Consider the following 17,208-nt stretch of genomic DNA (forward strand, 5'->3'; position numbering starts at 1 on the left):
CGGCACAGTGCCGGAGGGGAGGACCACCCGGATGGGAGGATGGATGCCGTGACCGACCCCACGCCCACTCCAGACGCCGCCGCTGCGTCGCCCGGAGCCTCCGGGCGCGTGGGCCCGGCCGCCGAGCCGCTCCCGGACCTCGTCGCCCACGCCCGCGACACGCGCGTCGTCGTGGTCGGCGGCGGCATCGCCGGACTCGTCGCCGCGTGGGAGTGCGCGAAGGTCGGCATGGATGTGACGGTGGTCGAGGCATCCGATCGACTCGGCGGCACGATCGGGGCGACGCGCATCGCCGGACTCGACCTCGACACGGGCGTCACGTGCTGGTCCACCCGGGGCGGCGCGGTGCGCGCCCTGATCGACGAGGTGCTGCCTGACGCGGCGATCGTACGGCCGCGCGATGACAGCGAGTGGATCGCGGGACTGCCCAAGGGTGCGGCCGCACCGCTTCCGGCCGAGCAGGTGCTCGGCATCCCCGCCAACCCGTGGGACGAGAGCGTGCGCCGCATCATCGGCTGGAGCGGCACCTGGCGCGCGTACCTGGACCGCCTGCGGCCGCCGCTGACCATCGGGAAGCAGCGCAGCCTCGGCCGGCTCGTCGGCGGACGCATGGGCGAGAAGGTGCGCGACCGCCTCGTCGCGCCTCTCACCCTCGACCGTTTCGGCGTCGCGCCCGACGACGTCGACGTCGTGGTCGCCGCGCCCGGGCTCGGCTCGGCGCTCACCCGCACGGGGTCGCTGAGCGGCGCGGTCGCCGAGCTCCGCATCGACGCGTCCCGGGGTGGCTCGATCGAAGGACTGGACGGCGGGATGCCTCAGCTCGTCGCCGCGCTCGCCGCGCGCCTGGCCGAGCGCGGCGCCGTGGTGCACACCGGAGCCCGTGCGACCGGGCTGGCGCGGCACGACGGCGTATGGAGCGTCACGCTCGAGGAGCCCGCGGCGCCGGAGGGTGACACCGCGGCGCCGGAGGGCGAGCCCGTCCGGCCTGCCGAGCTCACCGCCGACGCGGTCGTCGTCGCCGCCGATGAGGCGGCCGCGCGCGCACTCCTCGGGCCGGTGCTCGGCGACGCCGCCTTCGCGCAGACACCGCCCGCCGGCATCGTCCGCGAGGTCGTGACGCTCGTGCTCGACGCGCCCGAGCTCGACGCGGCGCCGCGCGGCGCGCACGTCCACGCCGTCCCCGGCACCGGCCGGGCCAGCGGTCTCGTGCACGAGACCGCGCGGTGGGAGTGGCTGGCCCGCGCGGCGGGCCCGGGCCGGCACGTCGTGCGCGTGGCGTTCGGCGGGCCCGGTGCCGCACCGGCGACGGCCGGGATGACGGATGCCGACGCCGCCGCGCTCGCTGCGGGCGAGGCGTCCGCCCTGCTCGGCGTCCCGCTCGACGCCGACCGCGTCGCGGGCTTCCACCGGGGGGTGTACCGGCTGGCGCCGCCCGCCTCGGCGATGGGGCAGCGCGAGCGCGCCGCCGGCGTCCGCGCCGACGCCGGGAGGGTTCCGGATCTGGCGGTGGTGGGCGCATGGCTCGCCGGGAGCGGGCTTGCGCGGGTCGTCGCCGACGCGCAGAACCAGGCCGACGAGCTCCGTCGTCGCGTGCTGTGGGGAGCCGGGCCGAAGAAGTGAACACCGCGCGGCGAGCGGTGTCAAGGGTGGATGCCCTGATCGGCATACAGGGCTACCCTGGGAGCATCGTCAGGTCACACCGAGCGTGAGGAGACCTCATGAAGGGCAAAGCAGGACTCGTCGTCGGGATCGCCATCGGGTACGTGCTCGGGAGCAGGGCCGGTCGCGAGCGCTACGAGCAGATCAAGGAGCAGTGGCTCAAGGTCTGGAACATGGACCAGGTGCAGGAGCAGGTCGTCAAGGTCAAGGACTTCGCGAAGTCCCAGACGATGGCGCTGCCCTCGACCATCTGGGACTCGGCCGTCAAGGTCACCAAGGCTGCCGGTTCGAAGGGCACTCCCGGCGAGCGCCTGGACGCCGCGATCAAGGTCGGGAAGGACTCCTCCGACGACGTCGGCCGGGCGGCGCAGACCTCCGCGGAGGCCGTGAAGGACGCCGTGGACGACGCGGTCGGGGACCCCTCCGAGAACGGACGCGGCGGGGCCTGACGTGATGACCACACCGCGTGGCTTCCGCGACCGCGCGGACGACAGCCTGCTCACCCTCGTCGGGGAGATCCCGGAGCTGGTCCGCAACCTCGTCATCGCCGAGATCGACGCCGCCAAGGTCTGGCTCGCCCGGACGGCGAAGGACGGGGGCTGGGGCGCCCTGTGGGTGTTCGCGGCGCTGTTCGTGCTGTTCTGGTCCGTCCCCGTGCTCGGCACCTTCGTGATCGCCGGGCTGTCGTCCTGGTGGCCGGTGTGGCTCTCGGCGCTCGTCGTCTTCTTCGGCATGCTGATCTTCACCGCGGTGCTGGCGCTGCTGGGCATCCTGCGCTTCCGCAAGATCGGCGAACGCCAGAACCCGGTGGAATCGATCGCCCTCGACGTCAAGGAGGTCCGCGATGAGCTCTGACGCCGTCGTGCCGGTCCCGCGCACCGCCGTCCCCCTCGGCATCGCCGACCCCGTGGTGCAGGCGCGCACCGAGCTGAAGGCCGCCCTCGCCGCCATCGAGGAGAAGGCGAACCTGCCCCGGCGCGCCGGGCGCGCGCTCGATGTCGGGATCGACCGGGCCCGCACCTTCCAGCGCCGCAATCCCGCGCTGGCCGCCGTCGCGGTGATCGTGACCGCCGCCGCAGTCGGCGCCGCGGTGTGGGGTTTCGTCCGCCTCTACACCCGCTGACCCGGACCGCTCCGCCCGCCGCCCTCGCCGCCACCGTCCCCCGACGGCGGTCCCCGCCTCCCGCAAGGAGGGGTATGCTCGTGAGGCAAGGCAGTGCAATGGTGCGTATGCTGCCGATCGCGCGAACCCGATTCCAATCGCGCAATCGGCTGCTCGAACGTCGTGGGCGGCCGACTGAGCACCATCGAGAGTCGACCCCCTTATGAACACCGCCGCAGCACAGCACCAGTCCGCCAAGCCGCTCACCGGCTGGCGCGTCCTCGTGCCCCGTGGTGGCCCCTGGGGCGACGGCGTCGCGGCCACCCTGCGACGTCAGGGCGCGACCCCGGTCATCGCGCCGCTGATCAACTTCGCCCCGACCAACGACCAGGCCACCCTCGAGCAGGCGATCGCCGACCTCGCCGCCGGCGCCTTCGACTGGCTCACCGTGACCAGTGCCACGACCGTCGACGTGCTGTACGCCTACCGTGCCGTCGTGCCGCCGACGACCAAGGTCGCGGCGGTCGGCGAGACGACCGCGGCGGCGCTGCTCGCCGTCGGGTATCGCGTCGACCTCGTCCCCGAGCGCGACAACTCCGCCGCCGGCATGGCCGAGCAGCTCATCGCGCTCGAGCCGCAGGCCCGCGACATCCTCACCCTCCGCAGCGAGATCGCCAAGCCCGTGCTCACGCGCATGCTCACCGAGGCCGGCCACCGCGTCCGCAGCGTCGTGGCGTACCGCACGGTCGGGGTCCCCGTCACCGAGCGCATCGCCGAGGACGTCCGCTCCGGTCGCATCAACGCCATCCTCGTCACCAGCGGCTCGGTCGCCGAGCAGGTGCACGACCAGTTCCCCGTGATCCCGCGCACGACCCTGATAGCCGCGATCGGCCCGCGCACCGCCCGCGACGCCCGCCGCGCCGGGCTCGACGTCGACGTCGTCGCCGACGCGCAGACGGTCGACGCCCTCATCGACGCGGTCGGCAAGTTCGACCTGCCCCACGCCGCCGACGAGTTCGCCCCGAAGACGGGTGTGCTGCCGCAGCTGCGCGCCGACCGGAGCTGAGCCCGGTGACGGACTCACCGCGCGTCGTCGTGCTCGCGGGCGGCGTCGGCGGCTCCACGTTCGTGCTCGGCGTGCGCGACGCGCTGCGCGAGCGGGGGGTCGACGACACCGCCTCGGCGCTGACCGTCGTGGTCAACACGGGCGACGATCTGTGGCTCTCGGGTGTGCGGCTCCAGCCCGACGTCGACTCGATCACCTACGCCCTGGCGGGGGTGAACGACGCCGAGCGGGGGTGGGGCCGCCAGGGCGACAGCGAGCGCGTCAACCACGAGCTCCAGGAGTGGGGAGCCGGATGGCCGTGGTTCACCCTCGGCGACCTCGATCTCGGCACCCATCTCGCACGCACCGGGTGGCTGCGGGAGGGCGCGACGCCCACGGGCGTGCTCGAGCGCATGTCGCGGCGGTGGGACCTCGGAGCACGACTGCTGCCGATGACCGACGACGAGGTGGACACCGTCGTCGTGCTGAGCGACGGCACGCGCCTGCACTTCCAGGAGTGGTGGACGCGCCACCGCGCCACCCTCGCTCCCGCCCGGTTCGAGAATCCGGGCATCGAGGCCGCAGCAGCCGCGCCCGGCGTGACCGCCGCCATCGCGGCCGCCGATGCCGTGCTCGTCGCGCCCTCGAACCCGGTCGTGTCGATCGGCCCCATCCTCGCCGTGCCCGGCGTCCGCGACGCGCTGCGCGCTGCGCCCGCCCAGGTGGTCGGCGTCTCGCCGATCATCGGCGGGAAGGTCGTGCGCGGCATGGCCGACGTGTGCCTCACCGCGATCGGCGTCGACACCTCGGCGGCCGCCGTCGCCTCCCTCTACGGTGCCCGCGGCACCGGCGGGATCCTCGACGCTTGGCTGATCGCCGAGGAGGACGCGTCCGCGTCCGACGAGGTGACAGGGCACGGCATCCGATCCCTCGTCCGTCCGCTGTGGATGACGGATGCCGCGCGCCGCGCCGCGCTCGCCGAGGCCGCCCTCGCGGCGGCCGGGGTCTGACGTGCCGGAACTCGCCTGGTCGGCGTGGGTGCTCCTCGGCGTCGCGGCGGTGATCGTCGGGCTCTCGAAGACCGCCGTGCCGGGAGCGGGGACCATCGCGGTCGCCATCTTCGCCGCCGTCCTGCCGGCGCGGCAGTCGACCGGCGTGCTGCTCCTGCTGCTGATCGTCGCCGACATCTTCGCGGTGACGATGTACCGGCGCCACGCCGACTGGCGCACCCTGCTGCGGCTCGCGCCGGCCGTGGTGGTCGGCGTGCTGGCCGGCGTCGTCTTCCTGTGGTTCGCCGACGACCTGTGGGTCAAGCGGACGATCGGCGTGATCCTCCTCACCGTCATCGTGATCACGCTGCTGCGCCGGCGGTTCGTCTCGCAGGTCGACACGGACGGGCCGCACCGCGTCGCAGCCGCGACCTACGGCTCGCTCGGCGGGTTCACCACGATGGTGGCCAATGCCGCCGGTCCGGTGATGTCGATGTACTTCCTCGCCGCCCGGTTCGAGGTGAAGGCCTTCCTCGGCACCGCCGCCTGGTTCTTCGCGATCGTGAACCTCTTCAAGGTGCCGTTCTCGATCGGCATCGGCATCATCACGGTCCCGGGGCTGCTCATCGACCTGGTGCTCGTGCCGTTCGTGATCGTCGCGGCCCTGGCCGGCCGCTGGATCGCGGATCGGCTCGATCAGACGGTGTTCGAGCGACTGGTGATCGCGTTCACGATCGTGGGGGCGACGTACCTGCTCGTGTCGTAGGTTCTCGGGCGCGGTTCGGACTGGGATGGGGGCGTTCCTGGTCGTTCCGATCTTCGATCATCCACATGTGGATGATCCTGTGGACTCGAAGATGATGTCGGAGGCCGGCGCGACAATAGACGCATGAACGCACCGCCGCCGATTCTCGACGAAGAGGTCGAAGCGATGCTCTGGCGCGAGCGTGAGTTGGCCGCCGAGGGGTGGGACGAGCCGTACGACGGGCCCCTGGAGACCGGGCCGCGCAGCGAGTCGAGGCACGAGTGGGACGTCGTGGCGATGCGCCGCGAGGAGCTGCTCTACAAGTGGGAGAGGGCCACCGAGCAGATCGCGCGGTGGCAGGGTGCGCAGGTGCGGCTGCTGGCCGAGGCCATGGACCTCGCCCTCGAAGACGGCACGATGCGCGACGACGCCCCGTTGTCGGTGCGCAACGTCGCCGCCGAGCTCGCGTGCGCCGTCGGCATGGCCGACCGCACGATCGAGCAGCGCATGGACGACGCGCTTGTGATGCGCGACCGCTTCCCGCAGACCATGTCGGCGCTCGAAGCCGGGCGACTCTCGCTGCCGCACGCCCGGGTCGTGGTCGACGCGGGCGTGCGGGTCGCGTCACCTGAGGGCCGAGCGTCCTACGAGGCCGCCGTGCTCGACCGCGCCGCCGGGCTCACGACCGGCCGCCTGCGCGTGGTCGCGACGTCGATCGCCGAAGACTACGCGCCGTCGACGATCGCCTAGCGCCACGCCGAGGCCCGTGTCGGGCGGAGAGTGACGCTTCACGACGTGGACGACGGGATGACCGAGTTGTGGGCGCTGCTCCCGTCGGTGCTGGCGCACGGCATCCACGATCGCCTGACGCGAATCGCGCGATCGGTGAAAGATGCCGCGGTCGGCGCGGGCGGCGCGGTCGGCGCGGTCGGCGCGTTCGGCGAGGGCGAGGACGCGCCTGATCGCCACGCCGGCACGATCGGTCTCGATGCTCCCGACCCCGACGACCGAACGATGGATCAGCTGCGGGCCGACGCGATGTGCGACCTCGTGCTCACAGGTCATCCGACGATCGCGGGGGTCGACCGGTCCGGGGGTGAAGGCATCGATGCACTGCAGGCGATCGTGCAGCTCACGGTGCCCTTCCAGACGCTCGTCGGCGATGACGGCCCCGCGCCCGTGCTCACCGGGCGCGCGCCGATCGACCCCGAGTCCGCGCGGCGGCTGCTGGGTGCGGCGACCCTCTGGGATCGCGTGCTCACCGATCCGGTCTCGGGCGATGTCCTTGCGGTCGATCGCAGGTTTCCGACCGAGGCCCAGCGGCGTCACCTCCGGGCACGCGACGAGCACTGTCGGTTCCCCGGCTGCCGCATGCCCGTGTGGCGCTCCGACATCGACCACACCATCGATCACCAGCACGGCGGTCCGACCGAACACACGAATCTCGCCCACCTGTGCCGCCGACATCACACGCTGAAGCATCACACTTTGTGGCAGGTCGAGCAGCACTCCGGCGGCGTGCTCGCGTGGACGAGTCCACTGGGCCGACGCTACATCGATCGCCCGCCGCCGGGTCTGCGGTTCGTCGCCCGGGAGTGAGTGCTGCCCCGCGAAACCCGCGCCCTCCTGAGAGCGGGCCAACCCCCCGGTGCGGGAGGAGTCGTGGGAGAACGCACTCGTCACTTGCGGCACTCGAGCGATGGCGTCAGGCTCACGGAATGGACATCCAGAGTGGCGAGTCCACCCTTGCTCAATGCGCAGGGGAGGCTCCGAGCACCGCAGCCGTCCTCCAGCCCACCACCAGCCGCACCGCAGCCTCGAGCTGATCTGCGGTGTCGACGTCACGACGGAGGGTCGAGGCATCCGGAATCTCCAACGGCGTGCACCCCGCGGCCGTGTGCCGCGCGAAGGAGCCGTCGCCGAAGGACGACGACCAGGGCACCCCGGGCCGGGCCGTCACCAGGGTCGAGCCGGTTCCCTCGGCGTCGGCGACGACAGCACGGTCGACGGATGCCGCAGCCCGCAGCGCCTCGTGGAGGTCGGCGGGGCGGAGCGAGGGGAGGTCGCCGAGGAGCGCCGCGCGCGGCATCCGTCCACTCGGGTCGATCGCCTCGATACCGGTCGCGACCGCGGCGTCGAGTCCGCGCGGATCACCCTCGGAGACGGTCCGCAGCGCGGGGATCGTCGCCGACTCGCGTGCGAGCACCGGGTCGTCCGAGACGACGACGACCTGCAGCACGCTCTCGCAGCGCGCTGCGGCCTCGATCGTGTCGAGGGCGATCGCCCGCGCGAGCTCCGCGCGGTCCACGCCCGCAACCTCGAGCCGCGACTTGCCCTGCGCCGACCTCTTCACCGGGACGACGACGACCCAGCGCAGCGCAGGGGCCGGCGCCCCAACGGGCTCAGCCCGCGACCGCCGCGTGAACCAGGGCGTCACGCGCCGAACTTGGCACGGAGGCGCGGCAGGATCTCCTCGCCGTACATCCGCAGGAACGAGCCCTGGTCGTGCCCCGGGTCGTGGAACACCAGGTGGCGGAAGCCGAGCTCGACGTACCACGAGATGCGTTCGACGTGCTCGTCGGGGTCGTCCGACACGATGAACCGTGATGCGGCGCGCTCGATCGGCAGGGCCTCGCCGAGCCGCTGCATCTCGATGGGGTCGTCCACGCCCATCTTCTCCTCGGGGGTCAGCGCGAGCGGCGCCCAGAACCGCGTCTTCTCCTGCGCGGCCTCGAGGCTCTCGTCGAGCGAGACCTTCACCTCGATGAGCGTGTCGATGGCGTCGGGTGCGCGTCCGGCCTTCTCGAGCCCCTCGTGGAGCGCCGGCAGCAGCGTGTCGGTGTACAGCTCCCGCTTCTTGCCGCTCGTCGTGATGAACCCGTCGGCGATCCGGCCGGCGAGGCGGGTGGCGGCCGGGCCTGCGGCCCCGATGTAGATCGGCACCGGCTCGGGGAGCTTGTCGTAGATGGTGATGTTCCGGGCGTGGTAGTAGGTGCCGTCGAAGGTGACGCGGTCCTCCGACCACAGCCGGCGGATGAGGCCGATCGCCTCCTTGAGCCGCTGGAAGCGCTCCGGCGGCTCGGGCCAGGTGATGCCGAGGTTCGCCTCGTTGAGCGCCTCGCCGGTGCCGACCCCGAGGATCACGCGTCCCGGGTACATGACGCCGAGCGTCGCGAAGTCCTGGGCGACGACCGTCGGGTTGTAGCGGAACGTCGGCGTGAGCACCGACGTGCCGATCAGCACGCGCGACGTCTTCGCGCCGAGCGCCCCGAGCCAGGGGACGGATGCCGGAGCGTGGCCGCCCTCGTGCAGCCACGGCTGCAGGTGGTCCGAGATGAAGACTGAGTCGAACCCGGCCTCCTCCGCCTGAATGGCGTAGTCCAGCAGCTCGGCCGGGCCGAACTGCTCGGCGGAGGCCTTGTAGCCGAAGCGCAGGGGAACGGGCATGAGTGTCCTCTCAGCGGGGAACGGGGGCGGGTTCGGGCAGGAACTCCGAGCCGTCGGCTCGGGCGATGCGCGCGCGGAAGGCGTCGACGGTGCCCGGCCACAGCAGCGTGAGCCGCCCCGAGCGCTCGTCGACGTACCAGTTGCGGCATCCGCCGGTCATCCAGCGAGTGGATGCCGCGGCCCGCGCGATCTCGGCGGTGTACGCGCGCTCGGCCTCGGGGTCGACGCGCAGCACGCGTCCGCCGCGGTCGTCCAGCACGCGCGCGACGTACGCCGCCTGCTCCTCGATCATGAGCACGGAGGAGGAGTGGCCGAGCGACGCGTTCGGGCCGTTGAGCACGAAGAGATTCGGGAACCCCGCGACGACGGTCGAGGCGAACGCCGTCATGCCGCCCGACCAGTGCGCGGCGAGCGTCGTGCCGTCCTCGCCGGCGACGAGCTCGGCGTAGGGCTGGCGGGTCGAGGCGAAACCCGTCGCGAGGACGAGGGCGTCGGCCTCGTGCCGCGAACCGTCGGAGCCGACGAGCGTCGAGCCCTCGACGGACGAAAGCGCGCCGCGGACGAGCGAGACCGCCCCGGAGGCGACGGCGGGGTAGAAGTCGTCCGACAGCAGCACGCGCTTGCAGCCGAACGCGTAGTCCGGCGTGAGCGCGGCGCGCAGCGCCGCGTCGGGGACCTGTCGCTCGAGGTGCGCGCGCGCGACGGCCTCGGCCTCGGCCGCGGCGTCGGAGTCGCCCGATCGCGAGGCGAAGCGCGCCTCGCCCTCGGCGTACAGGTCGGCACGCAGCGCCTCGAGCGCCTGCGGAGTCGCGGCGAACCGGGCGCGGTCGGCGTCGGAGTACGAATCGCCGCCGCGCGGCACGATCCAGGCGGGGGTGCGCTGGAAGAGGGTGACGTGCGCCGCTGTGCGGGCGAGCTCGGGAACGATCTGGATCGCGCTCGCCCCGGTGCCGGCGATCGCCACGCGGGCGCCGGCCAGCTCGGCGGAATGGTCCCACCGCGCCGAGTGGAACAGCGGGCCCGGGAAGGTCTCGAGTCCGGCGATCCGGGGGATCGAGGGCTCGGTGAGCCGCCCGCACGCGAGCACGAGCACGTCGGCGACGATGACCTCGTCCCCGCGGTCCCCGTCGGGCGCGTCGCCGTGATCTGGCGTGCCGGGCCACGTCCCGGACGAGCCGGTGCTGATCCGCCAGAGGCCGAGCGCGGCATCCCACTGCGCCCCCCGCATCGCGGTGCGGAGCCGCAGGCGGTCGCGCAGCCCTTCCGCGTCGACGACATGCTCGAGATACGCCCGGATCTCGTCGCCCTTCGCGTAGGTGCCCGACCAGGACGGGTTGGGGTGCGCCGCGAAGCCGTAGAGGTGCGAGGGCACGTCGCACGCGATGCCGGGGTACGTGTTGTCGCGCCACGTGCCGCCGACGGATGCCGCGCGCTCGAGCACCACGACGTCCTCGCGGCCCGCGCGACGCAGCGCCGACGCCACGCCGATGCCCGCGAACCCGGCACCGACGATCGCGACCTCGACGCGGGTCATCGGGCGACCTGACCGTAGGTGGTCGTGCGCAGGCGGAACGGCCGGAACAGTCGCGCGACCAGGGCGGCGGCATCCGTCACCGGCAGCTCGAGACCGTGCTCGATCCCCGCCTCGGGCTTGACGCGCCCGTCGAGCAGGGCGCCGCCGAGGTCGTCGCCGCCGGACTGCAGGAGGACGGCGGATGCCGCGCGCCCGACGCGCGTCCACGGGATCTGGACGTGCGGGATGCTGCCCGACAGCAGCAGGCGCGCCACCGCCACCATCGCACGGTGCTCGTCGAGCGCGGCGCGGCCCGGCACGAGCGGGACGCCCCCGGCCGGGCCCGGCAGCGGGATCGGCACGAACTCCGAGAAGCCGCCGGTCTCATCCTGGATCGCGCGGAGCCGCCGCAGGTGGGCGATGCGCTCGGCGGCCGTCTCCACGTGCCCGTAGAAGATCACGCTCGTCGAGCGGAAGCCCGCGCGGTGCGCGGTGGTGATGCCCTCGACCCAGCGGTCGATCTCGAGGTCCGTCGGCGCGACGAGCCCGCGGACACGCTCGCTCAGCACCTTGACCCCTGTACCCGGGACGGTGTCGACGCCCGCCTCGCGCATCGCCGAGAGGGAGCCGTCGAGGCCGAGACCGGTGCGGTCGGCGAGGTCCCAGACGTCCTGGGGGCGGTAGGCGTGGAGGTGGAGACCGGGTGCCGCCGCCCTCGCGGCACGGGCGATGTCGAGGTAGCCGGTCGGCTCGGCGTCGGCGTCGAGGCGGCCCTGCACGCAGAGCTCGGTGGCGCCCAGGTCCCACGCGTCGGCCGCGATGGCGCCGACGTCGTCGAGGGTGAAGGCGGCAGGCTCGCCCGTCGGCGCGGCGCGGAGCCCCGTCGAGGTGAGGTTGCGGTTCACGACGAGCGTGACGGCCTCGCCCACGGTGTAGCGCCGCACGTCGTCGGCGGTCGCGGCGAGCACGTCGAGGTCGTCGCCGGTCGCCCCCAGCAGCCGCACCCACTCGGCGTCGTCGAGGGTGAGCGGGTCGGCGGCCGCCGCCTCGGCGAGCCGCCGGACGCCCGGTCCGGGAGCTGTCGAGGCGCGACGCTCCTCCGCCTCCTGGACAGGGAGGCGGGAGGGCCGGACGGGCGCGACGGCAGGTGCGGCGGCCAGGCCGGTCCCGGCGTCCGCGAGGGCCGCCACGGCGGGGCGCAGGGCGGGGTCGATCCATGTCTCGGCTTCGAGCACGAACTCGGGCTGGGCCGTCAGGCGCTCGCGCAGGGCGAAGCCGAGCTCCGCCGTCATGCGCGCGAGGTCGTCGAGGTGCGGCCACGGCCGCTCCGGGTTCACGTGGTCGGCGGTGAGCGGCGAGACGCCGCCCCAGTCGTCGGCACCGGCGCGCACGAGCAGGCCGAACTCGCCGGCGTCCGACAGATTCGGCGGCACCTGGATGCGCATGCGCGGGCCCATCACGAGCCGCGCCACGGCCACCGCGGCGACGTACTCGAGCAGGTCGGCGTCGGGCGCCCCCTGCATCGCGGTGCGGGGCTTCGCGCGGAAGTTCTGCACGATCACCTCCTGCACGTGGCCCTGCCCGGCCACCTGATGCCGCTCGTGGGCGTCGCGGATGGCGACGAGCGATGCCGCGCGGTCGTGCTCCGTCTCGCCGATGCCGACGAGGATGCCCGTCGTGAACGGCACCCGCTCGCGGCCGGCCGCGTCGATCACCTCGAGTCGCACGGCGGGGTCCTTGTCGGGCGAGCCGAAGTGCACCTGCCCGGGCTCCTCGAAGAGCCGGCGCGACGTCGTCTCGAGCATCATGCCCATCGACGGAGCGGCCGGCCGCAGCATCCGCAGCTCGTCCTCGCTCATCACGCCCGGGTTGGCGTGCGCGAGCAGTCCGGTCTCGGCGGTGACGAGGCGGGCGATGTGGGCGACGTACTCGATCGTCGAGCCGAACCCGTGCTCGTCGAGCCACGCCCGAGCCTCGGGCCAGCGGTCCTCCGGACGATCGCCGAGCGTCAGCAGCACCTCCTTGCACCCCATCGCCTGTCCCTGCCGCACGACGGCGAGCACCTGCTCGGGTGACATGAAGGCGGGCTTGTGCTTCTTCAGCAGCTGACCCGGCGTGTCGACGAACACGCAGTAGTGGCACCGGTCGCGGCACAGCGTCGTCAGCGGGACGAACACCTTGCGCGAGTAGGTGATGACGCCGGGTCGGCCGGATGCTGCGAGCCCGGCGTCGCGCACGCTCCCGGCCAGTGCGAGCAGCCGCTCGAAGCGGTCGCCCGCCGCCCCCAGCAGCGCCTCGGCGTCGCCGACGTCCAGCCGGTCTCCCGCGGCCGCGCGCGCGAGCGCGGTGTCGACGGCGGCGGAGGGGGCTGCGGCGGCCGGGACGGTGACGGAGGGGGACACGACGGTCACCGACCCAGTCTCGCACCGTGCGTGCACCGCGAGGGCCGCGGATCGTTGCCCTCCCGTAAGCAAATGAGCCGGGTTCTCACCGGAGCCGCTGGCAGACTAGTGCCATGGTGACGCTGCTGCTCGACTCGACGCAGCTCGAGGTGGTGCTGTCGCTCTCCGAGCGCGCGCTGTCATTCCGCAAGGGGAATGTCGTGATCGAGCGCTCCGCGATCACCCGTGTGCAGCTGACGGACGACGCGTGGACGTGGCTTCGCGGCTACCCGAGCCCGGGCTCGTACGTGCGCGGCGTCATCGCGATGGGAACCTGGCGCTCGGCGGGCGGCGACGACTTCGCGCTGATCCGCCGCCGGCGCCCGAGCGTCGTGATCGATCTCGAGGGCCACCCCGAGTTCCAGCGCATCATCCTCACCACCCGGCACGGTCTCGCCCTCGTGCAGGCGCTGCGGGTCGACCTCGACGAGGAACCCGCTGACGTCGCCGAGATCGCGGCCGAGACCGGCACCACGCCCGTCATCCCCGAGAAGAAGCCGCGCAGCCGCAAGACCCCGGCCACAGCGCCGGCGGTCTGACGAGCGCCGCCGAGGCCACCGCCCGGAGCCGGCGCGTCAGCTGACGTCGCGGCGCCAGCTCACCAGGTGCCCGAGCACGACGAACACGACGGCGTAGCCGAGGAGCACGAGCCCGCCGACCCACCACTCGAGCTCGGAGGCCCCATCGGCCTGCGGCATGCCGGCGTTGTACACGCTCGCGCCCACCAGCGCGTCGCTCGCCGCACCCGGGAGGAACCGCGTCACGTCGGACAGGCCCTCCACGAACGCGGCCGCGGCGCGCCCGATCGGCTCGATGAACTGCGTGAAGACGAGCACGCCCACGATCGCCCCGACCTGGTTGCGCACGAGGGCTCCGACGCCGACGCCGATGAGCGTCCACAGCACGAACGCCAGCAGCATCCGCCCCATCATCGCCCAGGTGTCGGATTCGCCCAGCATGGTGTCGATGCCGAACCCCGCGAGGAAGCCCGCCGACGTGCCGACAGACGCGATCACCCCGATGACACCGAGGAGCAGGCCGATCAGGGCGGCCACGGCGAGCTTCGCGGCGAGCACGCGCCCGCGCCGGGGCGTCGCGAGAAAGGTCGGTGTGAGCGTCTTGTGGCGGAACTCCGCGGTCACCATGAGCGTCCCGACCAGCAGCGGGAAGACGTATCCGACCGCGGTCGCTGTGCTGTACAGCGTCGCTGCGAGCCCTTCCTCGGGCAGGGGCGGGGCGTTCCCGGGAAGCGATCCGGTCGCCGCCGCGGCGTAGATGAAGCCGAGGGCGGCGGCGGTCACGGCGATGTACGCGAACAGCACCAGCGCGAGGATCCACCAGATGCTCGTCGAGAACAGCTTCGTGGTCTCCGCGCGCGTCGCGGCGGTGAGGCTCATCGCTCGTCCCCTTCGTCGTGGCGGGATCCGTCGTCGTCGGCAGCATCGGGGGAGGTGACGGATGCCGCGTCCTCGCCGTCGTCGCCCGGTCCGGCCGTGTCGTCGGGGAGGGGTTCGGGACCGCCCTCGCCAGCCGGGGCCGGCTCGGCGGTGCCGTCGCTGTCGTCGAAGGCCGCGAAGAACGCGTCCGCCTCCAGGTCGGACTCGGTCTTGACGAAGCGCTCCCATGGGCGGTCGTCGGCATCCGGGGGCTCGGGTGCGGTCAGCTCGTCGTCCACGGCGGCGATGGCCTCGACGTCCGGGTCGGCGTCCACAGGCGCCCACGGGTCGTCTTCGGACGCGTCGGCCCCGGTGGCGGGCACGATGTCGATCACGCCCGTGCCGGCGACCGCGTACGCCGCCGTGCTCGCGTCCGGCCGCGGCGTCTCGGGCTGCTCCGCCTCGGGCTGCTCCGCGTCGGGCTGCTCCGCGTCGGGCTGCTGCGCCTCGGGCTGCTCCGCCTCGGGCTGGTCGGCCTCGGGCTGCTCCGCCTCCAGCTGCCCCGACACGGGTTCCGCCGCCTCAGGCTGTTCGGCCTCGGGTTCCGTTGCCTCGGGCTGGTCGGCCTCGGGTTCCGTTGCCTCGGGCTGGTCGGCCTCGGGTTCCGCAGCCTCCGGACGTCCGGGTTCGGGCTCCGCAGCCTCCGGCTGCGCAGCGGCGACCGCCGCGACCGCCGCGACCGCTGCGACCGACGCGCCGGTGTGCACGCGCGCGCCGTTCACGAGATCCAGGAACACCTCCTCGAGCGCCGGACCGCGGCGGTGCAGCGTCGACAGCGCGATGCCGGACGCCGCGGCGATGGCGCCGATCGCGACGGTGTCCTGTCCGCGCACCGTGAGGCCCGACCGCAGCACTTCGAAGGGCACGCCGGCGGAGCGAAGGGCCGCGGTGAGCGCCTCCCGATCGGGGGCGTCGACGACGGTCGCGTGCTCGGCCGTGTCGGCGAGCTCGTCGACGGAGCCCTGGAACACCAGCCGGCCGCGCGCGATGATGAGCAGCGCGTCGACCGTCTGCTGCACCTCGGCCAGGAGATGGGAGGAGACCAGCACGGTGCGCCCCTCGGCGGCGAGCTGCCGGAGGAAGCCGCGCATCCAGCGGATGCCCTCGGGATCGAGGCCGTTGGCCGGCTCGTCGAGCACGAGCACGCCGGGGTCGCCGAGCAGGGCATAGGCCAGCCCGAGGCGCTGGCGCATGCCCAGCGAGTAGCCGCCGACCTTGCGGCCCGCGGCATCCGACAATCCGACCAGGCCGAGCACCTCGTCGACGCGGCCCCTGGCGACCCCCGCGGCCTGCGCGTAGATCGTCAGGTGGGCGGCGGCCGTGCGGCCGGGGTGGAAGCTGGAGGCCTCGAGCACCGCGCCGACCGCGTGCAGCGGCCGATCGAGGTCGGCGTAGCGCCTGCCCCCGATGGTCGCGCGCCCGCCGGTCGCGCGGACGAGGCCGAGGAGGATGCGCAGCGTCGTGGTCTTGCCGGCCCCGTTCGGTCCGAGGAAGCCCGTCACCCTCCCCGGTTCGACCTGGGCGGTGAGGCCGGACACCGCCGTGACCGCGCCGAAGCGCTTGGTGACATCGGAGAACTCCAGCAACTGGCCATCGGGCATGCCTCACCCTCTCGTGGTCGTGAGCGAACACCCCGTTGGGGCTGGGACGGGCCGCTCCCTTGCGGACTCAAAGCAGAACTGCGTCCCATCCTGGCGGAAATCCGGTTCCGGCGTTGAACGAGTTCGCCCGCCCGGTAACGTTGCGACCGTGACCGACCCCGTCGACGCCGCACCCGAGCCGCCCGTCCTGGTGAGGGCGAGCGGCGGTCTCGGTCGCCTCACTCTGAATCGCCCGCGGGCGATCAACGCCCTGAACCTCGACATGGTCCGCCGCCTGCACGCGACCCTCGACGCCTGGGAGCATAGCAGCCAGGTGGATGCCGTGCTCCTGGACGGCGCAGGAGAGCGCGGGCTCTGCGCGGGCGGCGACGTGCGTGGGCTGGCCGAGCAGGTGACCGGAGGGCGCGTCGAGGATGCGGCGCTGTTCTTCCGCGAGGAGTACGCGCTCAACGCCCGCATCGCCGAGTACCCGAAGCCGTTCGTCGCGGTCGCCGACGGGATCACGATGGGCGGCGGCATCGGCGTCGCCGGGCACGCGGGCATCCGCATCGTCACCGAGCGCTCGAAGCTCGCGATGCCCGAGACCCGCATCGGCTTCACACCGGACGTCGGCGGCACCTGGCTGCTCGCGCACGCCCCGGGCCGCGTGGGGGAGTACCTCGGGCTCACCGGCGCCGTGATGGACGCCTCGGACGCGATCTACGCCGGCTTCGCCGACCATCTCGTTCCCCACGAGCACCTCCACGCGCTGCGAGACGCGCTCCAGACGCGGGCCGATCCGTCGACGCCGACCGAACTGGTGCTCCTCTTCGACGAGACGCCGGCCCCGTCCGGGCTTCAGGACGCGCGCGCCTGGATCGACGACGCGTTCGCCGCCGACACCGTCGCCGGGATCATCGAGCGGCTGCGGGCCCGGCCCGAGCCCGAGGCATCCGCCACCGCCGACCTCCTCGGCGAGCTGTCGCCGACCGGGCTCGCCGTCACCCTGGCCGCCATCCGCGCCGCCCGGAAGCTGCCCGGCCTCCGAGAGGCTCTGGAGCAGGAGTACGGGCTGGTCATGTGGTTCGCCACGACGCAGCCCGACCTGCCCGAGGGCATCCGGGCGCAGGTCATCGACAAGGACCGCTCGCCGCGCTGGCAGCCGGCGACCGTGGCCGACCTGCCGCCGGATCTCGCGGCATCCGCTCTCGCCCACCGTCCCGACGTGCCGCTCTGGGGCTGAAGGGCCGT

At 73.3% G+C, this 17,208-nt stretch carries 15 protein-coding genes and 1 pseudogene; 10 read left to right on the forward strand and 6 right to left on the reverse strand.

What is annotated here, in order from left to right; translation table 11 throughout:
* The first annotated feature begins 48 nt into the window (after positions 1-48).
* From ACZBH1_RS08320 to ACZBH1_RS08355, 8 genes and pseudogenes are all read left to right on the forward strand, one after another.
* Entirely contained in the window at positions 49-1,620 is a 1,572-nt protein-coding gene (locus ACZBH1_RS08320) for a protoporphyrinogen/coproporphyrinogen oxidase (protein ID WP_463646112.1), read from the forward strand.
* Positions 1,621-1,718: 98 nt separating this feature from the next.
* Complete coding sequence (locus tag ACZBH1_RS08325; protein WP_336394364.1) at positions 1,719-2,108, forward strand: hypothetical protein; 390 nt, start codon at positions 1,719-1,721, stop codon at positions 2,106-2,108.
* A 4-nt stretch (positions 2,109-2,112) separates the two neighbouring features.
* Complete coding sequence (locus ACZBH1_RS08330) at positions 2,113-2,514, forward strand: phage holin family protein (RefSeq protein ID WP_463646113.1); 402 nt, start codon at positions 2,113-2,115, stop codon at positions 2,512-2,514.
* Positions 2,504-2,782, forward strand: coding sequence for a hypothetical protein (locus ACZBH1_RS08335; protein ID WP_463646114.1), 279 nt, complete (start codon positions 2,504-2,506; stop codon positions 2,780-2,782). Before ACZBH1_RS08330 ends, ACZBH1_RS08335 begins: the two co-directional genes overlap by 11 nt.
* Before the next feature lie 202 nt (positions 2,783-2,984).
* A complete protein-coding gene (locus tag ACZBH1_RS08340; RefSeq protein ID WP_336394367.1) occupies positions 2,985-3,827 on the forward strand; it encodes a uroporphyrinogen-III synthase in 843 nt (280 codons plus the stop codon).
* Positions 3,828-3,832: 5 nt separating this feature from the next.
* A complete protein-coding gene (gene cofD, locus ACZBH1_RS08345) occupies positions 3,833-4,816 on the forward strand; it encodes a 2-phospho-L-lactate transferase (protein ID WP_378878634.1) in 984 nt (327 codons plus the stop codon).
* A 1-nt stretch (position 4,817) separates the two neighbouring features.
* A complete protein-coding gene (locus ACZBH1_RS08350) occupies positions 4,818-5,561 on the forward strand; it encodes a sulfite exporter TauE/SafE family protein (RefSeq protein ID WP_463646115.1) in 744 nt (247 codons plus the stop codon).
* A gap of 276 nt (positions 5,562-5,837) precedes the next feature.
* Positions 5,838-7,139 (forward strand): annotated as a pseudogene (locus tag ACZBH1_RS08355) (HNH endonuclease signature motif containing protein).
* A gap of 151 nt (positions 7,140-7,290) precedes the next feature.
* Here the strand turns inward: ACZBH1_RS08355 and cofC are convergent.
* Genes cofC through cofG form a run of 4 tightly spaced genes read right to left on the reverse strand, consistent with a single transcriptional unit; the run spans position 7,291 to position 12,911 of the window.
* On the reverse strand, positions 7,291-7,977 hold the full coding sequence (cofC, locus tag ACZBH1_RS08360; RefSeq protein WP_336394371.1) for a 2-phospho-L-lactate guanylyltransferase: 687 nt from the start codon (positions 7,975-7,977) through the stop codon (positions 7,291-7,293).
* Positions 7,974-8,987 (reverse strand): glucose-6-phosphate dehydrogenase (coenzyme-F420), encoded by a 1,014-nt coding sequence (gene fgd, locus ACZBH1_RS08365; protein ID WP_336394372.1) that lies wholly within the window; start codon positions 8,985-8,987, stop codon positions 7,974-7,976. Before fgd ends, cofC begins: the two co-directional genes overlap by 4 nt.
* Before the next feature lie 10 nt (positions 8,988-8,997).
* Positions 8,998-10,521: a flavin-containing monooxygenase gene (locus ACZBH1_RS08370; protein ID WP_463646116.1), complete on the reverse strand. Its 1,524-nt coding sequence runs from the start codon at positions 10,519-10,521 to the stop codon at positions 8,998-9,000.
* Complete coding sequence (gene cofG / locus ACZBH1_RS08375) at positions 10,518-12,911, reverse strand: 7,8-didemethyl-8-hydroxy-5-deazariboflavin synthase CofG (protein WP_463646117.1); 2,394 nt, start codon at positions 12,909-12,911, stop codon at positions 10,518-10,520. The genes ACZBH1_RS08370 and cofG overlap by 4 nt, the downstream gene beginning before the upstream one ends.
* 104 nt (positions 12,912-13,015) lie before the next feature.
* On the opposite strand from cofG, the gene ACZBH1_RS08380 reads away from it, so the two are divergent.
* On the forward strand, positions 13,016-13,480 hold the full coding sequence (locus tag ACZBH1_RS08380) for a hypothetical protein (RefSeq protein WP_336394375.1): 465 nt from the start codon (positions 13,016-13,018) through the stop codon (positions 13,478-13,480).
* Between the two features lie 36 nt (positions 13,481-13,516).
* Here ACZBH1_RS08380 and ACZBH1_RS08385 read toward each other — a convergent pair whose 3' ends face one another.
* A complete protein-coding gene (locus ACZBH1_RS08385; protein WP_378878621.1) occupies positions 13,517-14,338 on the reverse strand; it encodes an ABC transporter permease in 822 nt (273 codons plus the stop codon).
* Complete coding sequence (locus ACZBH1_RS08390) at positions 14,335-15,978, reverse strand: ABC transporter ATP-binding protein (RefSeq protein WP_463646118.1); 1,644 nt, start codon at positions 15,976-15,978, stop codon at positions 14,335-14,337. The genes ACZBH1_RS08385 and ACZBH1_RS08390 overlap by 4 nt, the downstream gene beginning before the upstream one ends.
* Before the next feature lie 148 nt (positions 15,979-16,126).
* Between ACZBH1_RS08390 and ACZBH1_RS08395 the strand changes: the two genes are divergently transcribed.
* Positions 16,127-17,200: an enoyl-CoA hydratase/isomerase family protein gene (locus tag ACZBH1_RS08395; RefSeq protein WP_463646119.1), complete on the forward strand. Its 1,074-nt coding sequence runs from the start codon at positions 16,127-16,129 to the stop codon at positions 17,198-17,200.
* Positions 17,201-17,208: the final 8 nt, after the last annotated feature.

It is taken from the genome of Microbacterium sp. ZXT2-5 (assembly GCF_055329545.1).